Source organism: Herbidospora sp. RD11066, from assembly GCF_054661255.1.
In genome coordinates, this window is the sequence record NZ_BAAGDO010000013.1 from 62,947 (window position 1) to 78,047 (window position 15,101).

The 15,101-nt window shown below is 69.9% G+C and carries 14 protein-coding genes; 2 read left to right on the forward strand and 12 right to left on the reverse strand.

All coding sequences use genetic code 11. The features are described 5' to 3' along the window. Nucleotides 1-215: 215 nt before the first annotated feature. From ruvB to pgsA, 12 genes are all read right to left on the reverse strand, one after another. On the reverse strand, nt 216-1,262 hold the full coding sequence (gene ruvB, locus ACYQ78_RS35450; RefSeq protein ID WP_459805345.1) for a Holliday junction branch migration DNA helicase RuvB: 1,047 nt from the start codon (nt 1,260-1,262) through the stop codon (nt 216-218). A gap of 260 nt (nt 1,263-1,522) precedes the next feature. After that, nucleotides 1,523-2,143 (reverse strand): Holliday junction branch migration protein RuvA, encoded by a 621-nt coding sequence (gene ruvA, locus ACYQ78_RS35455; RefSeq protein WP_459805346.1) that lies wholly within the window; start codon nt 2,141-2,143, stop codon nt 1,523-1,525. Between the two features lie 562 nt (nt 2,144-2,705). Next, entirely contained in the window at nt 2,706-3,236 is a 531-nt protein-coding gene (gene ruvC, locus ACYQ78_RS35460) for a crossover junction endodeoxyribonuclease RuvC (RefSeq protein WP_459805347.1), read from the reverse strand. A gap of 43 nt (nt 3,237-3,279) precedes the next feature. Continuing rightward, on the reverse strand, nt 3,280-4,428 hold the full coding sequence (locus ACYQ78_RS35465) for a GNAT family N-acetyltransferase (RefSeq protein WP_459805348.1): 1,149 nt from the start codon (nt 4,426-4,428) through the stop codon (nt 3,280-3,282). A gap of 49 nt (nt 4,429-4,477) precedes the next feature. Further along, nucleotides 4,478-5,257, reverse strand: coding sequence for a YebC/PmpR family DNA-binding transcriptional regulator (locus tag ACYQ78_RS35470; protein WP_459805349.1), 780 nt, complete (start codon nt 5,255-5,257; stop codon nt 4,478-4,480). 3 nt (nt 5,258-5,260) lie between these two features. Then, nucleotides 5,261-5,845, reverse strand: coding sequence for a pyridoxal 5'-phosphate synthase glutaminase subunit PdxT (gene pdxT, locus ACYQ78_RS35475; RefSeq protein WP_459805465.1), 585 nt, complete (start codon nt 5,843-5,845; stop codon nt 5,261-5,263). Further along, nucleotides 5,839-6,747: a pyridoxal 5'-phosphate synthase lyase subunit PdxS gene (pdxS, locus tag ACYQ78_RS35480; RefSeq protein WP_459805466.1), complete on the reverse strand. Its 909-nt coding sequence runs from the start codon at nt 6,745-6,747 to the stop codon at nt 5,839-5,841. Before pdxS ends, pdxT begins: the two co-directional genes overlap by 7 nt. A gap of 117 nt (nt 6,748-6,864) precedes the next feature. Continuing rightward, the gene (locus ACYQ78_RS35485) at nt 6,865-7,881 is read right to left on the reverse strand and encodes a DUF3048 domain-containing protein (RefSeq protein ID WP_459805350.1); all 1,017 of its coding nucleotides are present in this window, start codon (nt 7,879-7,881) and stop codon (nt 6,865-6,867) included. Nucleotides 7,882-7,963: 82 nt separating this feature from the next. Beyond that, the gene (locus ACYQ78_RS35490) at nt 7,964-8,491 is read right to left on the reverse strand and encodes a hypothetical protein (RefSeq protein WP_459805351.1); all 528 of its coding nucleotides are present in this window, start codon (nt 8,489-8,491) and stop codon (nt 7,964-7,966) included. Beyond that, nucleotides 8,488-9,612: a glycosyltransferase family 4 protein gene (locus tag ACYQ78_RS35495; protein WP_459805352.1), complete on the reverse strand. Its 1,125-nt coding sequence runs from the start codon at nt 9,610-9,612 to the stop codon at nt 8,488-8,490. The genes ACYQ78_RS35490 and ACYQ78_RS35495 overlap by 4 nt, the downstream gene beginning before the upstream one ends. Then, nucleotides 9,609-10,514, reverse strand: coding sequence for a phosphatidylinositol mannoside acyltransferase (locus tag ACYQ78_RS35500; RefSeq protein ID WP_459805353.1), 906 nt, complete (start codon nt 10,512-10,514; stop codon nt 9,609-9,611). The genes ACYQ78_RS35495 and ACYQ78_RS35500 overlap by 4 nt, the downstream gene beginning before the upstream one ends. Further along, nucleotides 10,501-11,106, reverse strand: coding sequence for a phosphatidylinositol phosphate synthase (gene pgsA, locus ACYQ78_RS35505; RefSeq protein ID WP_459805354.1), 606 nt, complete (start codon nt 11,104-11,106; stop codon nt 10,501-10,503). The genes ACYQ78_RS35500 and pgsA overlap by 14 nt, the downstream gene beginning before the upstream one ends. A 190-nt stretch (nt 11,107-11,296) precedes the next feature. Between pgsA and ACYQ78_RS35510 the strand changes: the two genes are divergently transcribed. Together ACYQ78_RS35510 and ACYQ78_RS35515 are read left to right on the forward strand one after the other, a co-directional pair. Beyond that, nucleotides 11,297-13,414 (forward strand): elongation factor G-like protein EF-G2, encoded by a 2,118-nt coding sequence (locus ACYQ78_RS35510; RefSeq protein WP_459805355.1) that lies wholly within the window; start codon nt 11,297-11,299, stop codon nt 13,412-13,414. 159 nt (nt 13,415-13,573) lie between these two features. Beyond that, nucleotides 13,574-15,073 (forward strand): glycoside hydrolase family 10 protein, encoded by a 1,500-nt coding sequence (locus ACYQ78_RS35515; RefSeq protein ID WP_459805356.1) that lies wholly within the window; start codon nt 13,574-13,576, stop codon nt 15,071-15,073. Nucleotides 15,074-15,101: the final 28 nt, after the last annotated feature.

Below are 15,101 nucleotides of genomic sequence, written 5' to 3' on the forward strand. Positions count from 1 at the left end.
CCGGCCATTCGCCGGAGGTCACACAAGGTTTGACACCGGTCCGGGACACACGCTCGGCACGTCACCTTACACAGCGAGCCTAGCCACCCAGCCAAGCCACGCAGTGTAGGCGAGCTGTCAGAAGCCCGGCAACGAACCCACGATCCGCCGCGCGGGAAAGTTCCGATTTACCGCCTATTGCAACCATTCCGTGATCCCTACGGCCCTTTCCGGCATCACTGTGGGTTATCGACGGAGAGGTTGGCCCCGAACGCGTCGGGCGGCGGGACGAGCCCCAGATGGAGCCAGGCGGCGGCCGTGGCCACCCGCCCGCGCGGGGTTCTGGCCAGCAGCCCCTGCCGGACGAGGAACGGCTCGGCGACGACCTCGACGGTCTCGGGTTCCTCCCCGACGGCTACGGCGAGTGTCGACAGCCCGACGGGACCGCCGCCGAACTTGCGCAGCAGCGCCCCCAGCACGGCCCGGTCGAGCCGGTCGAGGCCCTCGGCGTCGACTTCGTAAAGATTCAGTGCGGCCGCGGCGATGTCGCGGGTGATCAGCCCGTCGGCCCTGATCTCGGCGAAGTCGCGCACCCGCCGCAGTAGCCGGTTGGCGATACGAGGAGTGCCCCGCGACCGGCCGGCGATCTCGGCGGCCCCCTCGTCGGGCAGGTCGACGTTGAGCAGCCGGGCCGACCGGCGGAGCACGGTCTCGAGCTCGGCCTCGTCGTAGAAGTCCATGTGGGCGGTGAACCCGAACCGGTCGCGCAGCGGCGCCGGGAGCAGGCCCGCCCTGGTGGTGGCCCCGACCAGGGTGAACGGCGCGACGTCGAGCGGGATCGCGGTCGCGCCGGGCCCCTTGCCGACGACGATGTCGACCCGGAAGTCCTCCATCGCGAGGTAGAGCATCTCCTCGGCGGGGCGGGCCATGCGGTGGATCTCGTCGATGAACAGCACTTCACCGTCGGTGAGCGTGGACAGGATCGCGGCCAGATCGCCCGCCCGCTCCAGCGCGGGCCCGGAGGTGACCCGGAGCGGCGCGCCCAGCTCCGCCGCGATGATCATGGACAGCGTCGTCTTGCCGAGCCCGGGGGGCCCGCTCATCAGCACGTGATCGGGCGGCCGGTTCCGCCGCAGCGCGCTCTCCAGCACGAGGGAGAGCTGTTCACGCACCCGAGGCTGCCCGATGAACTCGGAAAGCCTTTTGGGCCGGAGGGCCGCCTCGATCAGCCGTTCGTCCCCCACCGGGTCACCGGAAACGAGCTCCCGCTCGAAATGCCCCACGATCTCGACCTCGTAGGAGCCATCGGAAAGCCCGCCGTGAGAGCCCGCCGAGGACCCGCCGGAAAGCCCACCGTAGGAGCCTCCGGAAAGCCCGCTATTGCCATCGGAAGGACCGCCGGGGAAATCCCTCGACGAGCCATCCGGAAATCCGCCCAAGGTGCCATCTGACGCACCGCTGGAGGATCGAGGGCGTGAAACAGGAATAGAGCCGTCGAATGGGCCGGGAAAGGACGGGTCGGGGGCCCCCGGAAATGAATCGTTCATCGCACGCTCAGCGCCCGCAGGGCGGCTTTCAGCAGAGGCGCGAGCTGAGGCTGGCGCCCGGCGGCCAGTTCGGCCTCGGCGTCGGGGGTCACGACGGCGAGCGCGTCGTCGGCGTCGCGGGCCGAGTAGCCGAGCCCGACGAGCCCCGAGTGGACCTGCTCCCGCCACACCGATTCCCGGGCGGGCCCGTTGATCGCGGCGTTGACGACCTCCTCGGGCGTGCCGAGCTTGCCCTTGAGCTCCAGGACGATCCGCTGCGCGCCCTTCTGCCCGATCCCCGGCACCATCGTGAGCGCCTTGAGATCACCCGAGGCGACCGCGACGCGCAGGGCGTTGGGCGAGTGCACGGCGAGCATCGCCAGCGCGATGCGGGGCCCGATGCCACTGGCGGTCTGCAGCATCTCGAACACCACCCGCTCGTCGTCGGAGGCGAACCCGTAGAGGGTCAGCGATTCTTCCCGCACCACGAGCGAGGTCGACAGCCTGGCCCCCTCCCCCACGCGCAGCAACCCGAGAGTCCCCGGAGTGCAGTGGACGAGAACCCCCACCCCGCCCACCTCGACCACGGCGGCGTCGGGAGCGAGAGCGGTGACCAGACCGGACACCGAGGCGATCATCAGAAACTCCTAGAGCCACACGACACGAACCCTGCCCGACGACCCGCAAGCATGCAGCGACCCCACGGCCCCCTCACGGAGGCGCGCCCACCGACCACGAAGGCAGGCCCGCCGACCATCCGAGCGGGCCACCGCATCACGCAGACGCACCCACCAACCGCAGAAGCAAGCCCGCCGGCCACCCGCGCCCGCCGCCACCTCACGCAGATGCGCCCACCGGCCACAGAGCCAAACCCGCCAGCCACCCGGACGCACGCCCCCTTCACGGAGACGCGCCCACGAACCACTGAGGTAAGCCCATCCGCCCGCCGCCCCCTCACGGAGGCGCGCCCGGCACGTCGCCGCGTCACGGGGATGTGCCGATCGATCGCGGGGACCGGGCCCCTGGATCGTTGAGGCGTGGCCCTCGCCCGGAAGCTCATCGGAGGCCCCGTTCGCCCTTGGCCGTGGCGACCGCCGTGGCCAGCCGATTCTGCATGCCGCCGCGTCATGGGGGATGTGCCGATCGATCGCGAGGACCGGCCCCTGGATCGTCGAGGCGTGGCGCTCGATCGGGCCGAGCTCACCGGGGGCCCCGTTCGCCCTTGGCCGTGGCGACCGCCGTGGCCAGCCGGTTCTGCATGCCGCCGCGCCACACGTGGCAGATCGCCAGGGCCAGGGCGTCGGCGGCGTCGGCGGGTTTGGGCATGGCGTCGAGGCGGAGGATGCGGGTGACCATGGTGCCGACCTGCTTCTTGTCGGCGGTGCCGCTGCCCGTCACCGCCGCCTTGACCTCGGAGGGGGTGTGCAGCGCCACCGGCAGGCCACGGCGGGCGGCGCAGAGGATGGCGAGGGCGGCCGACTGGGCGGTGCCCATGACGGTCCGGACGTTGTGCTGCGCGAACACCCGCTCCACTGCGACCGAGTCGGGCGCGGTCTCGTCGAGCCACCTCTCCAGGCCGCGTTCGATCGCCACCAGGCGGGCGCCGATGTCGTCGTCTGCGGGAGTGCGGATCACGCCGACGGCCACCAGGCGGACGGGCGCCCCGGGGCGGCCCTCGACGACGCCGACGCCGCAGCGCGTGAGCCCGGGGTCGACTCCCAGCACCCGCACCGGCGACCCCCTCCGCTCCGAACATGTGTTCGGCGATCTTACACTAGAAGTAGTCGAGCAGGTACGGCTTCGCGGCGAACACGGCGTCCAACGCGTCGTCGAACTCCGCGGGTCCGGTCAGGCCGCCCGACATGCGAAGAGTGGTCGCGGGGACACCGGCGTACAGGGCCGAGAGAGCGTTGATCGTGAGGGCCGGGCCGCCCTGCGCACCCCGGACCAGGGTGCCCGCGCCGCCGGAGACCTCCAGGTGCCAGGCGCCGTCGTTCGAGGGGCGGGCCCGGTCGGTCAGCGTGAAGGGGACCGAAGCGGTCACCGCCGGTGAGTAGCCGCGGCGGGCGACGGCGTCGGCCGCGTCGACGAGGCGGAACATCCAGCGGGTGGAGTCGATGACGTCCTTCGAGCGCTCGCGGAGCAGCCACAGGATCGGGTCGTCGGGCGCGATGGTGGCGGTGACCTGCTTGGCCACCGACGACGAGGTGCCGACCAGGCCCCACAGGGCGCGGGCGGTCGATTCCGAGGCGGCGACGAGGTTGTCGACCTCGATGTCGCCGCCCGACCAGCGGTAGATCACGAAGCCGTCGTCGGCGAGGTAGCAGAAGTCGTCGTCATCGGCGAGCCAGACGCGCCAGGTGTCCGGCTCGTAGCAGAGCGGGCCCGAGGCGCGGGAGGCGGCGTGGAGGCGGCCGATCAGGGCCACGAGCTCGTCGGCGTCGCCCGCGCCCATGCGGCGCAGTTTCACCGGTTCGCCGGGGGCGACGGTGCGCAGGAGCTCGGTCGGCAGCGTGGCGATCGAGCGGGTACCGGCGTGTTCCCAGCCCATGCTCCGGTAGATCGGCGTGGTCGCCGGATAGAGCACCGAGACGGCGTTGCCGAGGTCGGCGCACCGGTTCAGCGCGGCGCTCATCACCAGGCGGCCGACGCCCCGGCCCCGGTCTTCGGGTGCGACGGTGACGCCGGCCACGCCGCCCATGGGCTGCGGGCGGCCGTGCCACCACTGCGTGTAGGGATTGATCCGCGCGGTGGCGACCAGCCGGGCACCGTCGAAGACACCCAGGTAGCGACCCTGGGCCGTCAACGGGGTGACCATCCGGCGCCACATCGCGGCGTCGCCCGCCGAGAGTGGCCCGAAGGCCCGCTTGCGGTTGTCGAGAACCGCGTCGAGATCGTCTTCGCCGAGATCACGGATGTCCACGGGACCACAACCTACGCAGGCCTTACAGAACCGCGCAAACCGGACAGATCTAGGCGTCGAGCTTGGCCAGGATCTCGTCGGAGACGTCGGCGTTGGCCCAGACGTTCTGCACGTCGTCGCTGTCTTCGAGCGCGTCGATCAGCTTGAAGACCTTGCGCGCGGCCTCTTCGTCGACCGGCACGTTGAGCGTCGGCATGAAGCTGCTGTCGGCCGAGTCGTAGTCGATGCCGGCCTCCTGGAGCGCCTTGCGGACGATCACCAGGTCGCTGGCCTCGGTCACGATCTCGAACGACTCGTCGAGGTCGTTGACCTCTTCGGCGCCGGCCTCCAGGACCACTTCGAGGACCTGGTCTTCGGTCAGCTCGACCCGGCCGGCCTTGGTCTCCGACACCAGCTTGGGCACGATGATGACGCCCTTGCGGTTGAACATGTAGGAGACCGAACCGGGGTCGGCCAGCGAGCCGCCGTTGCGGGTCAGCGCGACCCGGACCTCGGACGCCGCGCGGTTGCGGTTGTCGGTGAGGCACTCGATGAGCAGGGCGACGCCGCTGGGGCCGTAGCCCTCGTACATGATCGTCTGCCAGTCGGCGCCACCGGCCTCCAGGCCGCCGCCGCGCTTGCGGGCGCGCTCGATGTTGTCGACCGGCACCGAGCTCTTGCGCGCCTTGGTGATGGCGTCGAAGAGGGTCGGATTGCCATCAGGATCGGGGCCACCGGTCCTGGCCGCCACTTCGATGTTCTTGATGAGCTTCGCGAACAGCTTCCCGCGCTTGGCGTCGAGCGCGGCCTTCTTGTGCTTCGTCGTCGCCCATTTGGAGTGGCCGGACATCGGCTAGAGCTCCCTTACCATCTCAACGAAATACGAATGGACCCGCGCGTCGCCGGTCAGTTCCGGGTGGAACGAGGTGGCGAGCAGGGGGCCTTGGCGGACCGCGACGATCCTATCCCCGGCGCGGGCCAGCACTTCGACATCGTTTCCGACGGAGTCGACCCAGGGTGCGCGGATGAAGATCGCCCGGAAGCCCTGAATCCCCGGGAGGTCCAGATCGTACTCGAACGAGTCGACCTGGCGCCCGAACGCGTTGCGGCGCACCACCATGTCGAGGCCGCCGAGGGTCTGCTGGCCCTCGATGCCGCCCTCGATGCGGTCGGCCAGCATGATCATTCCGGCGCACGACCCGTAGGCGGGCATGCCCGCCTTGATCCGCTGCTGGATGGGGTCGAACATCTCGAACGCCACCGCGAGCTTCCACATCGTGGTCGACTCGCCACCGGGGATGACCAGGGCGTCGACCTGGTCGAGCTCCTCGGGACGGCGGACCGCCACCGCCACGGCGCCCGACTCCACCAGAGAACGGGCGTGCTCGCGGACGTCGCCCTGAAGCGCGAGCACGCCGATCGTGGGTGTGCTCACCAGCCGCGCTCGGCGAGGCGGTGGGGCACCGGGATGTCGTCGACGTTGATGCCGACCATGGCCTCGCCGAGGCCGCGCGAGACCTTGGCGATGACGTCGGGGTCGTCGTAGAAGGTGGTGGCCTTGACGATCGCGGCGGCGCGCTGGGCGGGGTTGCCCGACTTGAAGATGCCGGAGCCGACGAACACGCCCTCGGCACCGAGCTGCATCATCATCGCGGCGTCGGCCGGGGTGGCGATGCCGCCCGCGGTGAACAGCACGACCGGCAGCTTGCCCTCGCGGGCGACCTCGGCGACCAGCTCGTAGGGGGCCTGGAGCTCCTTGGCCGCGACGTAGAGCTCGTCTTCGGGCAGCGACGACAGGCGCTTGAGCTCGCCGCGGATGGTGCGCATGTGGGTGACGGCGTTGGAGACGTCGCCGGTGCCGGCCTCGCCCTTGGAGCGGATCATGGCCGCGCCCTCGGTGATGCGGCGCAGCGCCTCGCCCAGGTTGGTGGCGCCACAGACGAAGGGCACGGTGAAGCGCCACTTGTCGATGTGGTTGGCGTAGTCGGCGGGGGTGAGCACCTCGGACTCGTCGACGTAGTCGACGCCGAGGGCCTGGAGGACGGCCGCCTCGGTGAAGTGGCCGATGCGGGCCTTGGCCATGACGGGGATGGAGACGGCCTCGATGATGCCGTCGATCATGTCGGGGTCGCTCATCCGGGACACGCCGCCCTGCGCGCGGATGTCGGCGGGCACCCGTTCCAGGGCCATGACCGCGACCGCTCCGGCGTCTTCGGCGATCTTCGCCTGCTCGGCGGTGACAACGTCCATGATCACGCCGCCCTTGAGCATTTCGGCCATGCCGCGCTTCACGCGCGCGGTGCCGACGGACGGGGTCGTTTCAGGGCTGGACACGGCGATACCTCACTCGAGGGGACATATGAATTGGTTCTATGTTAGGCGCTTCCAGCGAACCAAAACGACAGTCCATTTCGTACCGAATGCATGTCGATACCGGACAGAGTGTCTACGGCACATCTACGGGGCGATCGGAACCTTGGACGCGAGCACGACCCAGACCTGTCCCCGGGCGAACGGCATCGGGGTGCCGTCGGCCAGCGTGAACTTCGTGCCGTCCTCCTCGGTCGGGCGCTCCCACTTGACCTTGAAGGCCTGGCCGTCGCGCAGCACGATGCCGTTGCCCTTGCCGGTGGAGTGGATCAGCGGGGTGTAGGAGCCGGTGAAGTCGTGGAACTCCGAGCGTTCGGTCTTGGTGTACTGGACGACCACGGTCGAGGGGGCGATCGCCCCGCCCTCGGCGGCGGTGTCCTTCGCGCCGTCCTGGATGACGGCCCACTTCTTGGCGTTCGGGGCCCACTGGAAGGTGAAGGTCGCCGCCGGGTACTTGACCGTGAACTGCTTCTTCGGCGTGCCGCCCGCCGGTGCCTCGTCGGAGAAGGTGAACCCGATGTCGCCCGCCTTGGTGGCCTTGGCCTGCTTGAGCAGCTGGGCGGGCTTGGCGACCAGGTTGTAGGGGGCGACGCGGCCCGGGTAGCGGAAGTAGGCGCCCGGCGCGGAGCTGTCGGACACGTCGACCAGGGAGGCCCTCTGGACGTACGGGATCATCTTGGTCTGCACGCCCGAGTAGGCCAGGGCGGGTTTGCCGAACATCGGCAGGATGTGCAGGTCGGAGATGCGGGCCGAGCGGACCGGGCCGACCTCCTTGGGCAGCTTCGAGGAGAAGATCGCCATCAACCGGGTCAGGCCGCCCTCGACCTGCTCCACGTAGACGATGTCGGCGGACTTCACGCCGATCTGCGGCTTGCCCGAGTGGGTGTTCTCGATCTTCACGGCGAGCACCGGCTTGCGGGAGGCGACCGGCATCCCGGTGAACGGGTGCTCCGGCGGCTTGCTCGGTGAGGCCGACGCCGCGACGTCCTCGGCGGCCTGTGGCTGGGTGCCGGGGCTGCCGCCGTCTCCCCCCGACGAGCACGCGGCCCCGGTCAGCAGCGTTCCCGCAGCGAGCATGACGACGCCTACCCGATATGCCCGCACGGACAACTCCTCCCGAGTCCCGAAAAATCGGCGCTAGCTTACCGGCGCTAGCTGGTAAATCGGTCAGAGTCCGTCAAGTCGGTCAGGCACCCGCCATGGCTTTGGGCGGATCGTCGTCGATGTCGAAGAAATCGGGGTAGGGCGTGTGCCCGGCCAGCCGCAGCACCCGGGCCAGGAACCGGCGCTGCGCGATGCGGGTGACGTCGACCGCGTTGTTGTAGAACCGCCGCGAGTAGACGACCTTGGCCACCGCCTCGCCGAGCTCGGCCAGCAGCTCGGGGGCCTGCACCTTCTCGGCGAAGGTCTCCTGGTCGACGACGGCCCGCAGGCTGCGGGACAGGTCGCTCTCGGCGTGCTCGCGCTCGTCGGGCCCGGCCGTACGGGCTTCGTGGGCCGCCGCCGCGAGCACCAGCGACGTGGCCGGGTCGAGCAGCCGCGAGCCCGCCAGCTCCAGGCTGACCGCGGCCCGCCGGAGCAGGGCGGCGTCGAGGGCGGCGTGGGCGGTCTCCAGCCGGATGTGCAGCCGGTCGAGCCGCCCGGCCCGCCACGAGATGTAGACGGCCGTCAGCACGATCACCACGCCGACGACCAGGATGACGGTCGTGTTCACTCGTCCTCCACGCCGACGGGGCCGCCCGTGACGGTCTCGTAGACCCGCAGGACGTCGCGGGCCACGGTCGACCAGTCGTATTTGCGGACCGCGATGCGGGCCTCGTCGGAGTATTTGGCCCGGCGTTCCGGGTCGTCGAGCAGCCGGGCCGCCTCGCGGGCCAGCGCGGCGGGGTCGCCGGTGGTGAACAGCGCCCCGGCCTGGCCGTCGCCCAGCACCTTGCGGAAGGCGGGGATGTCGCTGGCCAGGATGGTCGCGCCCGCCGACATGGCCTCGGTCAGCACGATGCCGAAGCTCTCGCCGCCCAGGTTGGGCGCGACGAAGACGTCGACCGAGTGGTAGGCGCGGATCTTGTCGGCCTCGCTGACCATGCCGAGCAGGCCCACCCGGTCGTGGAGCTTCTTGGGGACCTTGGCGTAGACGTCGTCGGCGTCGCCCGGCCCCGCGATCAGCAGCCGCACGTCGGGCCGTTCGGGCGCCAGCTTCACGAACGCCTCCAGCAGGACGTTGAGCCCCTTGCGGGGTTCGTCCATCCGGCCGAGGAAGCCCAGAACCGTGCCGTCGGGGCCCCAGCCGGGCAGCGGTTCGGCCTCGGCGTAGCGGTCGACCGTGACGCCGTTGGGGATCAGCACGGCGTCGCCGCCCAGATGCTCGACCAGGGTCTTGCGGGCGGCGTCGGAGACGGCGATCCGGCCGGTGATCTTCTCCAGGGCGGTGTTGAGGACGGGCGCGGTCACCGTGACGGCCCGCGAGCGTTCGTACGAGGCGTGGAAGGTCGCCACGATCGGCCCCCGCGCGACCCAGCAGGCCAGCAGCCCGACGGACGGCACCGCGGGCTCGTGGACGTGGAGCACGTCGAAGCGCCCCTCGCGGATCCACTTGCGGACCCGGTTGGCCGACAGGAACCCGAAGGTCAGCCGGGCCACCGACCCGTTGTAGGGCACCGGCACGGCCCGCCCGGCCGACACCACGTAGGCGGGCAGCGGCGCGTCGTCACCGGCCGGGGCCATGACCGAGACCCGGTGCCCGTCGTCGATCAGCGCCTCGGCAAGGTCACGCACGTGCGCCTGGACGCCGCCCGGCACATCCCACATGTACGGGCAGACGATCCCGATCCTCACGAGCGGGGTTCCAGGTCGTCGAGCCAGAGCCGCTGCAGCATGTGCCAGTCGTCAGGGTGCTCCGCGATGCCCTTCTCGAAGGCCGCCGCCATGCCCTGGGTGAGCGCGGCGACCTTCTCCTGCCGGGTCCCCTCGGCCGGCACGGGCACTTCCGGATGAGCGTCTAAACCCCAGTCGGGGCCGTCGAACCACAGGGTCACCGGCACCAGCGCCGCCCCGGTCTGGAGCGCCAGCAGGGCGGGACCGGCGGCCATGCGGGTGCGGGAGCCGAAGAAGTCGACCTCGATCCCGCTGTCGGTCAGGTCGCGGTCGGCCGGCAGGCACACCAGCTTCCCGGCGCGGGTGCGCTGGGCGAGGGTGCCGAAGGCGTGGGCGGTGCCGCCTCCCTGGGCGGTCAGCGGCAGCACCTCCATGCCGATGGCGGTGCGGAAGGCGACGAACCTCTCGAACAGCGACTCGGGCTTGAGGCGCTCCATGACGGTCGTGAACGGGTGGCCGCTCTGCACCATCCAGGTGCCGGCGGCGTCCCAGTTGCCCATGTGGGGCAGCGCGATCACGACCCCGCGACCGGCGTCGAGGTGCTGGAAGATGTTGTGGTCGTCGACCGCGCGGGTGCGGGCGTGGATGTTCGCCGGGTCCATGCTCGGCAGCCGGAAGATCTCCATCCAGTAGCGCATGTAGGACCGCAGGCCCGCCTTGGACAGCTCGCGGAGCGGCGCGCCCTCGCGGCCGGTCACCCGGTGAAGGTTCGACTCCAGGCGTTTCACCGACTTGCCCTGGCGCCGCCACATGACGTCGGCGATCATCCGGAAGACGGACGCGGCCACCTTCTCCGGGACGTAGCGGACGAGCGCCCAGCCCACCGTGTAGGCGGACGCGACGATCCGGTCAGCGAGCGTCATGCTCCACCGCCTGCTTGTAGACGACGTGCATGCGCTGCCCCACGGTGATCACGCTGGCGACGGCCAGCCCCCAAAGACCCACAGCCAGAACGTACGGCACGCCCAATCCATCGAGGAAGACCACCACGAGGACGACGAGCAATCGCTCTCCGCGCTCGGCGATCCCCACATTGGCGGTCATGCCCAGACCTTCGGCCCGGGCCTTGGCGTAGGAGACGACCGCGCCGCCGACCAGGCAGAGCAGGCCGCCCAGGGCGAGGACCTTCTGGTCGTCGAGGACGAGATAGATGATCAGGCCGGAGAAGACGCCCGCGTCGGCGACCCGGTCGAGGGTCGAGTCGAGGAAGGCGCCCCAGGTCGAGCCCTTGGTCATCCGGGCCAGGATGCCGTCGAGCAGGTCGGCGAGCACGAAGAACGTGATCACCCAGCTGCCGAGGATGAGTTGCCCCCGTGGGTAGAACCACAGGGACGAGGCCACCGTGCCGAGAGTGCCGACCGCGGTGATCATGTTGGGTGTGACGCCATGGCGCGCGAGGAAACGGCCGAGCGGGCTCATCAGCCTGGTCATGGCGGGACGCAGAACGTTCAGCATGGCGGTCCTGATCGTAGGGCATCCGCCGGTACTGACATTCCGAGCCAGGCTCTTGTGATCTGGGCCACAACGGTTAAGGCTGGGTTACACGCGCCTTTCCTATCGGGTGCGGGGGCGCGTCACACAGGCGGCCGGGCGGCCGCCGGTCGCTCGCGCGGCCTGCGGCCTCCCCTCCAACCAGGAGGCGAAAGTGGCGGAGAAGGCTAACGGAGGGACATCGGGAGCCGCGGGCAGGGCACCATCGGCCGACAAGCCGGACATGGTGCGCAACGTCGTGCTCGTCGGCCACTCCGGATCCGGTAAGACGACCCTGGTGGAGGCGCTGCTCGCGGCGACCGGCACCATCCCGCGCACGGGCAGGGTCGAAGACGGCACCACGGTCAGCGACTTCGACGAGGTCGAGGTCCGCCAGCAGCGGTCGGTGAACCTGGCGCTCGCGCCGCTGACGTACAACGGGATAAAGATCAACCTGCTCGACACGCCCGGGTACGCCGACTTCGTCGGTGACCTGCGGGCCGGGCTGCGGGCCGCCGACGCGGCGCTGTTCGTGGTCGCGGCGACCGACGGGGTCGACGGGCTGACCCGCCAGCTCTGGGACGAGTGCGCGAGCGTGGGCATGCCGCGCGCGGTCGTGATCACCAAGATCGACCACCAGCGGGCCGACTTCGACGAGGTCCTCACCGCCTGCCAGGACGCCTTCGGCGACGGTGTCGCGCCGCTCTACCTGCCGGTCGACGGCACGGGCGTCATCGGGCTGCTGTCGCAGCGCGTGTTCGACTATTCGGGCGGAGATCGTACAGAAAAGGAACCGACTCCCGACCAGGTCATGCTGATCGAGCAGTACCGCGGCGATCTCATCGAGGGGATCATCCAGGAGAGCGAGGACGAATCGCTCATGGACCGCTATCTCGACGGCGAGGAGATCGACACCAAGGTCCTCATCGACGACCTGGAGAAGGCGGTCGCGCGGGCCAGTTTCCACCCGGTGCTGGTGACCGCGCCGGGCGTGGGCATGCCCGAGCTGCTCGAAGTGATCACGCAGGGCTTCCCGTGCCCGCCCGAGCACCGGCTGCCGGAGGTCTCGACCATAGACGGCGCGGCGATGAAGGTCTGTCGGTGCGACCCCGACGGGCCCCTCGTGGCCGAGGTGGTCAAGACCACGAGCGACCCCTACGTGGGCCGCATCAGCCTGGTCCGGGTGTTCTCCGGCACCCTGCGGCCCGACATGACCGTCCACGTCTCCGGGCACGTGCCCCAGCACGAGCACGACGTCGACGAGCGCGTCGGGGCGCTGTCCTCGCCCCTCGGCAAGACCCAGCGGCCGGTGCCCAAGTGCGTGGCCGGCGACGTGGTCGCGGTGGCCAAGCTCGGCCACGCCGAGACCGGCGACACCCTCTCGGAGAAGGACAACCCGCTGGTCATGGAGCCCTGGCGGATGCCCGAGCCGCTCCTGCCGGTGGCCATCCAGGCCAGGTCGAAGGCGGATGAGGACAAGCTCTCCCAGGCGCTGGGCCGCCTCGTCGCCGAAGACCCGACGCTGCGCCTGGAGAACAACGCCGAGACCCGCCAGCTCGTGCTGTGGTGCATGGGCGAGGCCCACGCCGACGTGCTGCTCGACCGGCTGTCGCGACGCCACGGCGTCGAGGTCGAGAAGATCGACCTGCGGGTGCCGCTGCGCGAGACCTTCGGCGGTAAGGCCCAGGGCATGGGCCGCAACGTCAAGCAGACCGGCGGCCACGGCCAGTACGCCATCTGCCACCTGGAGATCGAACCGCTGCCCTCGGGCTCCGGCTTCGAGTTCGTCGACAGGATCGTCGGCGGGGTGGTGCCGCGCCAGTTCATCCCGTCGGTGGAGAAGGGCGTGCGCGCCCAGATGGAGCGCGGCGTCGTCGCCGGCTACCCGATGGTCGACATCCGGGTCACCCTGTACGACGGCAAGGCCCACTCGGTCGACTCCAGCGACATGGCGTTCCAGGTCGCGGGCGGCCTGGCCCTGCGGGAGGCCGCCGCGAAGGTGTCGGCGCTGCTGCTCGAACCGGTCGACGAGGTGTCGGTCCTGGTCGACGACGACTACGTCGGCAACGTCATGAGCGACCTGTCGTCGCGGCGCGGGAGAGTGCTGGGCACCGAGCCCGTGGGGGTCGGCCGGACGCTGGTCCGGGCCGAGGTGCCGGAGCTCGAAATCACCCGGTACGCAATAGATCTACGGTCGATGTCACACGGAACCGGAACGTTCACGCGCGCTTTCCTGCGCTATGAACCTCTGCCGTCTCATCTCGCGGAGAAAGTCGCCACCCCCGCTGATTAGGGGTTTCCCGGCGCCGGTCGTTTCGCTTGAACGGCGCCGGGGCATTTCCTCGCGCGTTGTGCGCTGTCACTTCCGCCCCGCAGACCAATTTCGTCTTCCGGGCGAAGCATTGCCAAGCCGATGCCAGACTGTGACAGCCATCGCGTTCGGGGAGGGCAAGTGAAACGACAGTTGATCGCCGCCGTTGCCGTGGCCGCGACCGCATCGGCGGGCGCCTACCTGCTCATACCCACGGCGACGCCTGGGTTGGAGCGTGCCAGTTACGTGACCGCTGCAAAAAAGGACGTCTGCCCGGCCGCCCAGCGCCAGATGCGCGGCGCCTGGGTCGCCACGACGCAGAACATCGACTGGCCGTCGAAGGCGGGCCTGTCGCCCGCGCAGCAGCGGGCCGAATACACCAAGATGCTCAACACGTTCGCCGACCGCGGGATCAACGCGGTGTTCCTCCAGGTCAGACCGGCTTCCGACGCCATCTACAAGTCGTCGCTTGAGCCGTGGTCGCAATACCTGACCGGAAAGGCCGGCAAGGACCCGGGCTGGGATCCGCTGCCGTTCCTCATCGCCGAGGCGCACAAGCGGGGCATGGAGTTCCACGCCTGGTTCAACCCCTATCGGGCCTCCTACACCGACGACATCTCGTCGCTGCCGGCCAACCACCCGGCGCGGGAGCACCCCGGCTGGGTGGTCAAGCACGAGGGGCGCCTCTACTACAACCCGGGGCTTCCGTCGGTACGCGACCACGTCACCAAGGTGATCATGGATGTGGTCAACCGCTACGACATCGACGGCGTCCACTTCGACGACTACTTCTACCCCTATCCGGGGCAGGGCACGAAGTTCAACGACACCGCCGCGTTCGACAAATACCGCAACGGCAAGTCACTGGCCGACTGGCGCCGCGCCAACGTCAACCAGCTGGTCGCGCAGGTCGACAAGGCCGTCCACCGGGCCAAGCCCTATCTGAAGTTCGGCATCAGCCCCTTCGGCATCTGGCGCAACAAGAGCAACGACCCGACCGGGTCCAAGACCACCGGCATGTCGGCCTACGACGCGATCTACGCCGACCCGAAGGCCTGGATCAAGGCGGGCACGGTCGACTACCTGACCCCGCAGCTCTACTGGTACCGGGGCTTCTCGGCCGCCGACTACGACGTGCTGGTGCCGTGGTGGGCCAACGCGGTCAAGGGCAGCGGCGTCGACCTCTACATCGGGCAGGCGCTCTACCAGATCGGCACCGGCGGGGCCTGGAACCGGCCCAACGAGATCCCGTCGCACCTGGCGGTGAACAAGCGCTACCCCGAGGTCAAGGGTGACGTCTACTTCAGCGCCAAGCAGGTCGTGCAGAACCCGCTGAAGGTGATGACCCGGATCGACGACGACTACTACCAGCGCCCGGCGCTGCCGCCGCTGATCAAGGGCCTGCCGACCAGGCCGCTCGGCCCGGTCAAGAACCTGCGCAACGCGGGCGGCACCCTGACCTGGACCGGCGTGCCCGGAGCGCGGGCCTACGCCGTCTACCGGGGCACCGGCAACTCGTGTGAGCTGGTCGCGGTGACCACCCAGTCGTCGTTCCGCACCCGCGCCAACGGCGCCTACCAGGTGACCTCGCTCGACCGCCTCTACAACGAGAGCACGTCGGTGTCCGCTCGCGTCGGTTAGCGTTGCAGGTTTTTTGCGGGCATGTTGC

What these genes read in the sequence shown, in the direction of transcription:
- ACYQ78_RS35500 (WP_459805353.1), bottom strand. Translation starts at nt 10,514, where the DNA reads ATGACGCTCGCTGACCGGATCGTCGCGTCCGCCTACACGGTGGGCTGG.
- pgsA (WP_459805354.1), bottom strand. Translation starts at nt 11,106, where the DNA reads ATGCTGAACGTTCTGCGTCCCGCCATGACCAGGCTGATGAGCCCGCTC.
- ruvA (WP_459805346.1), bottom strand. Translation starts at nt 2,143, where the DNA reads ATGATCGCCTCGGTGTCCGGTCTGGTCACCGCTCTCGCTCCCGACGCC.
- ACYQ78_RS35470 (WP_459805349.1), bottom strand. Translation starts at nt 5,257, where the DNA reads ATGTCCGGCCACTCCAAATGGGCGACGACGAAGCACAAGAAGGCCGCG.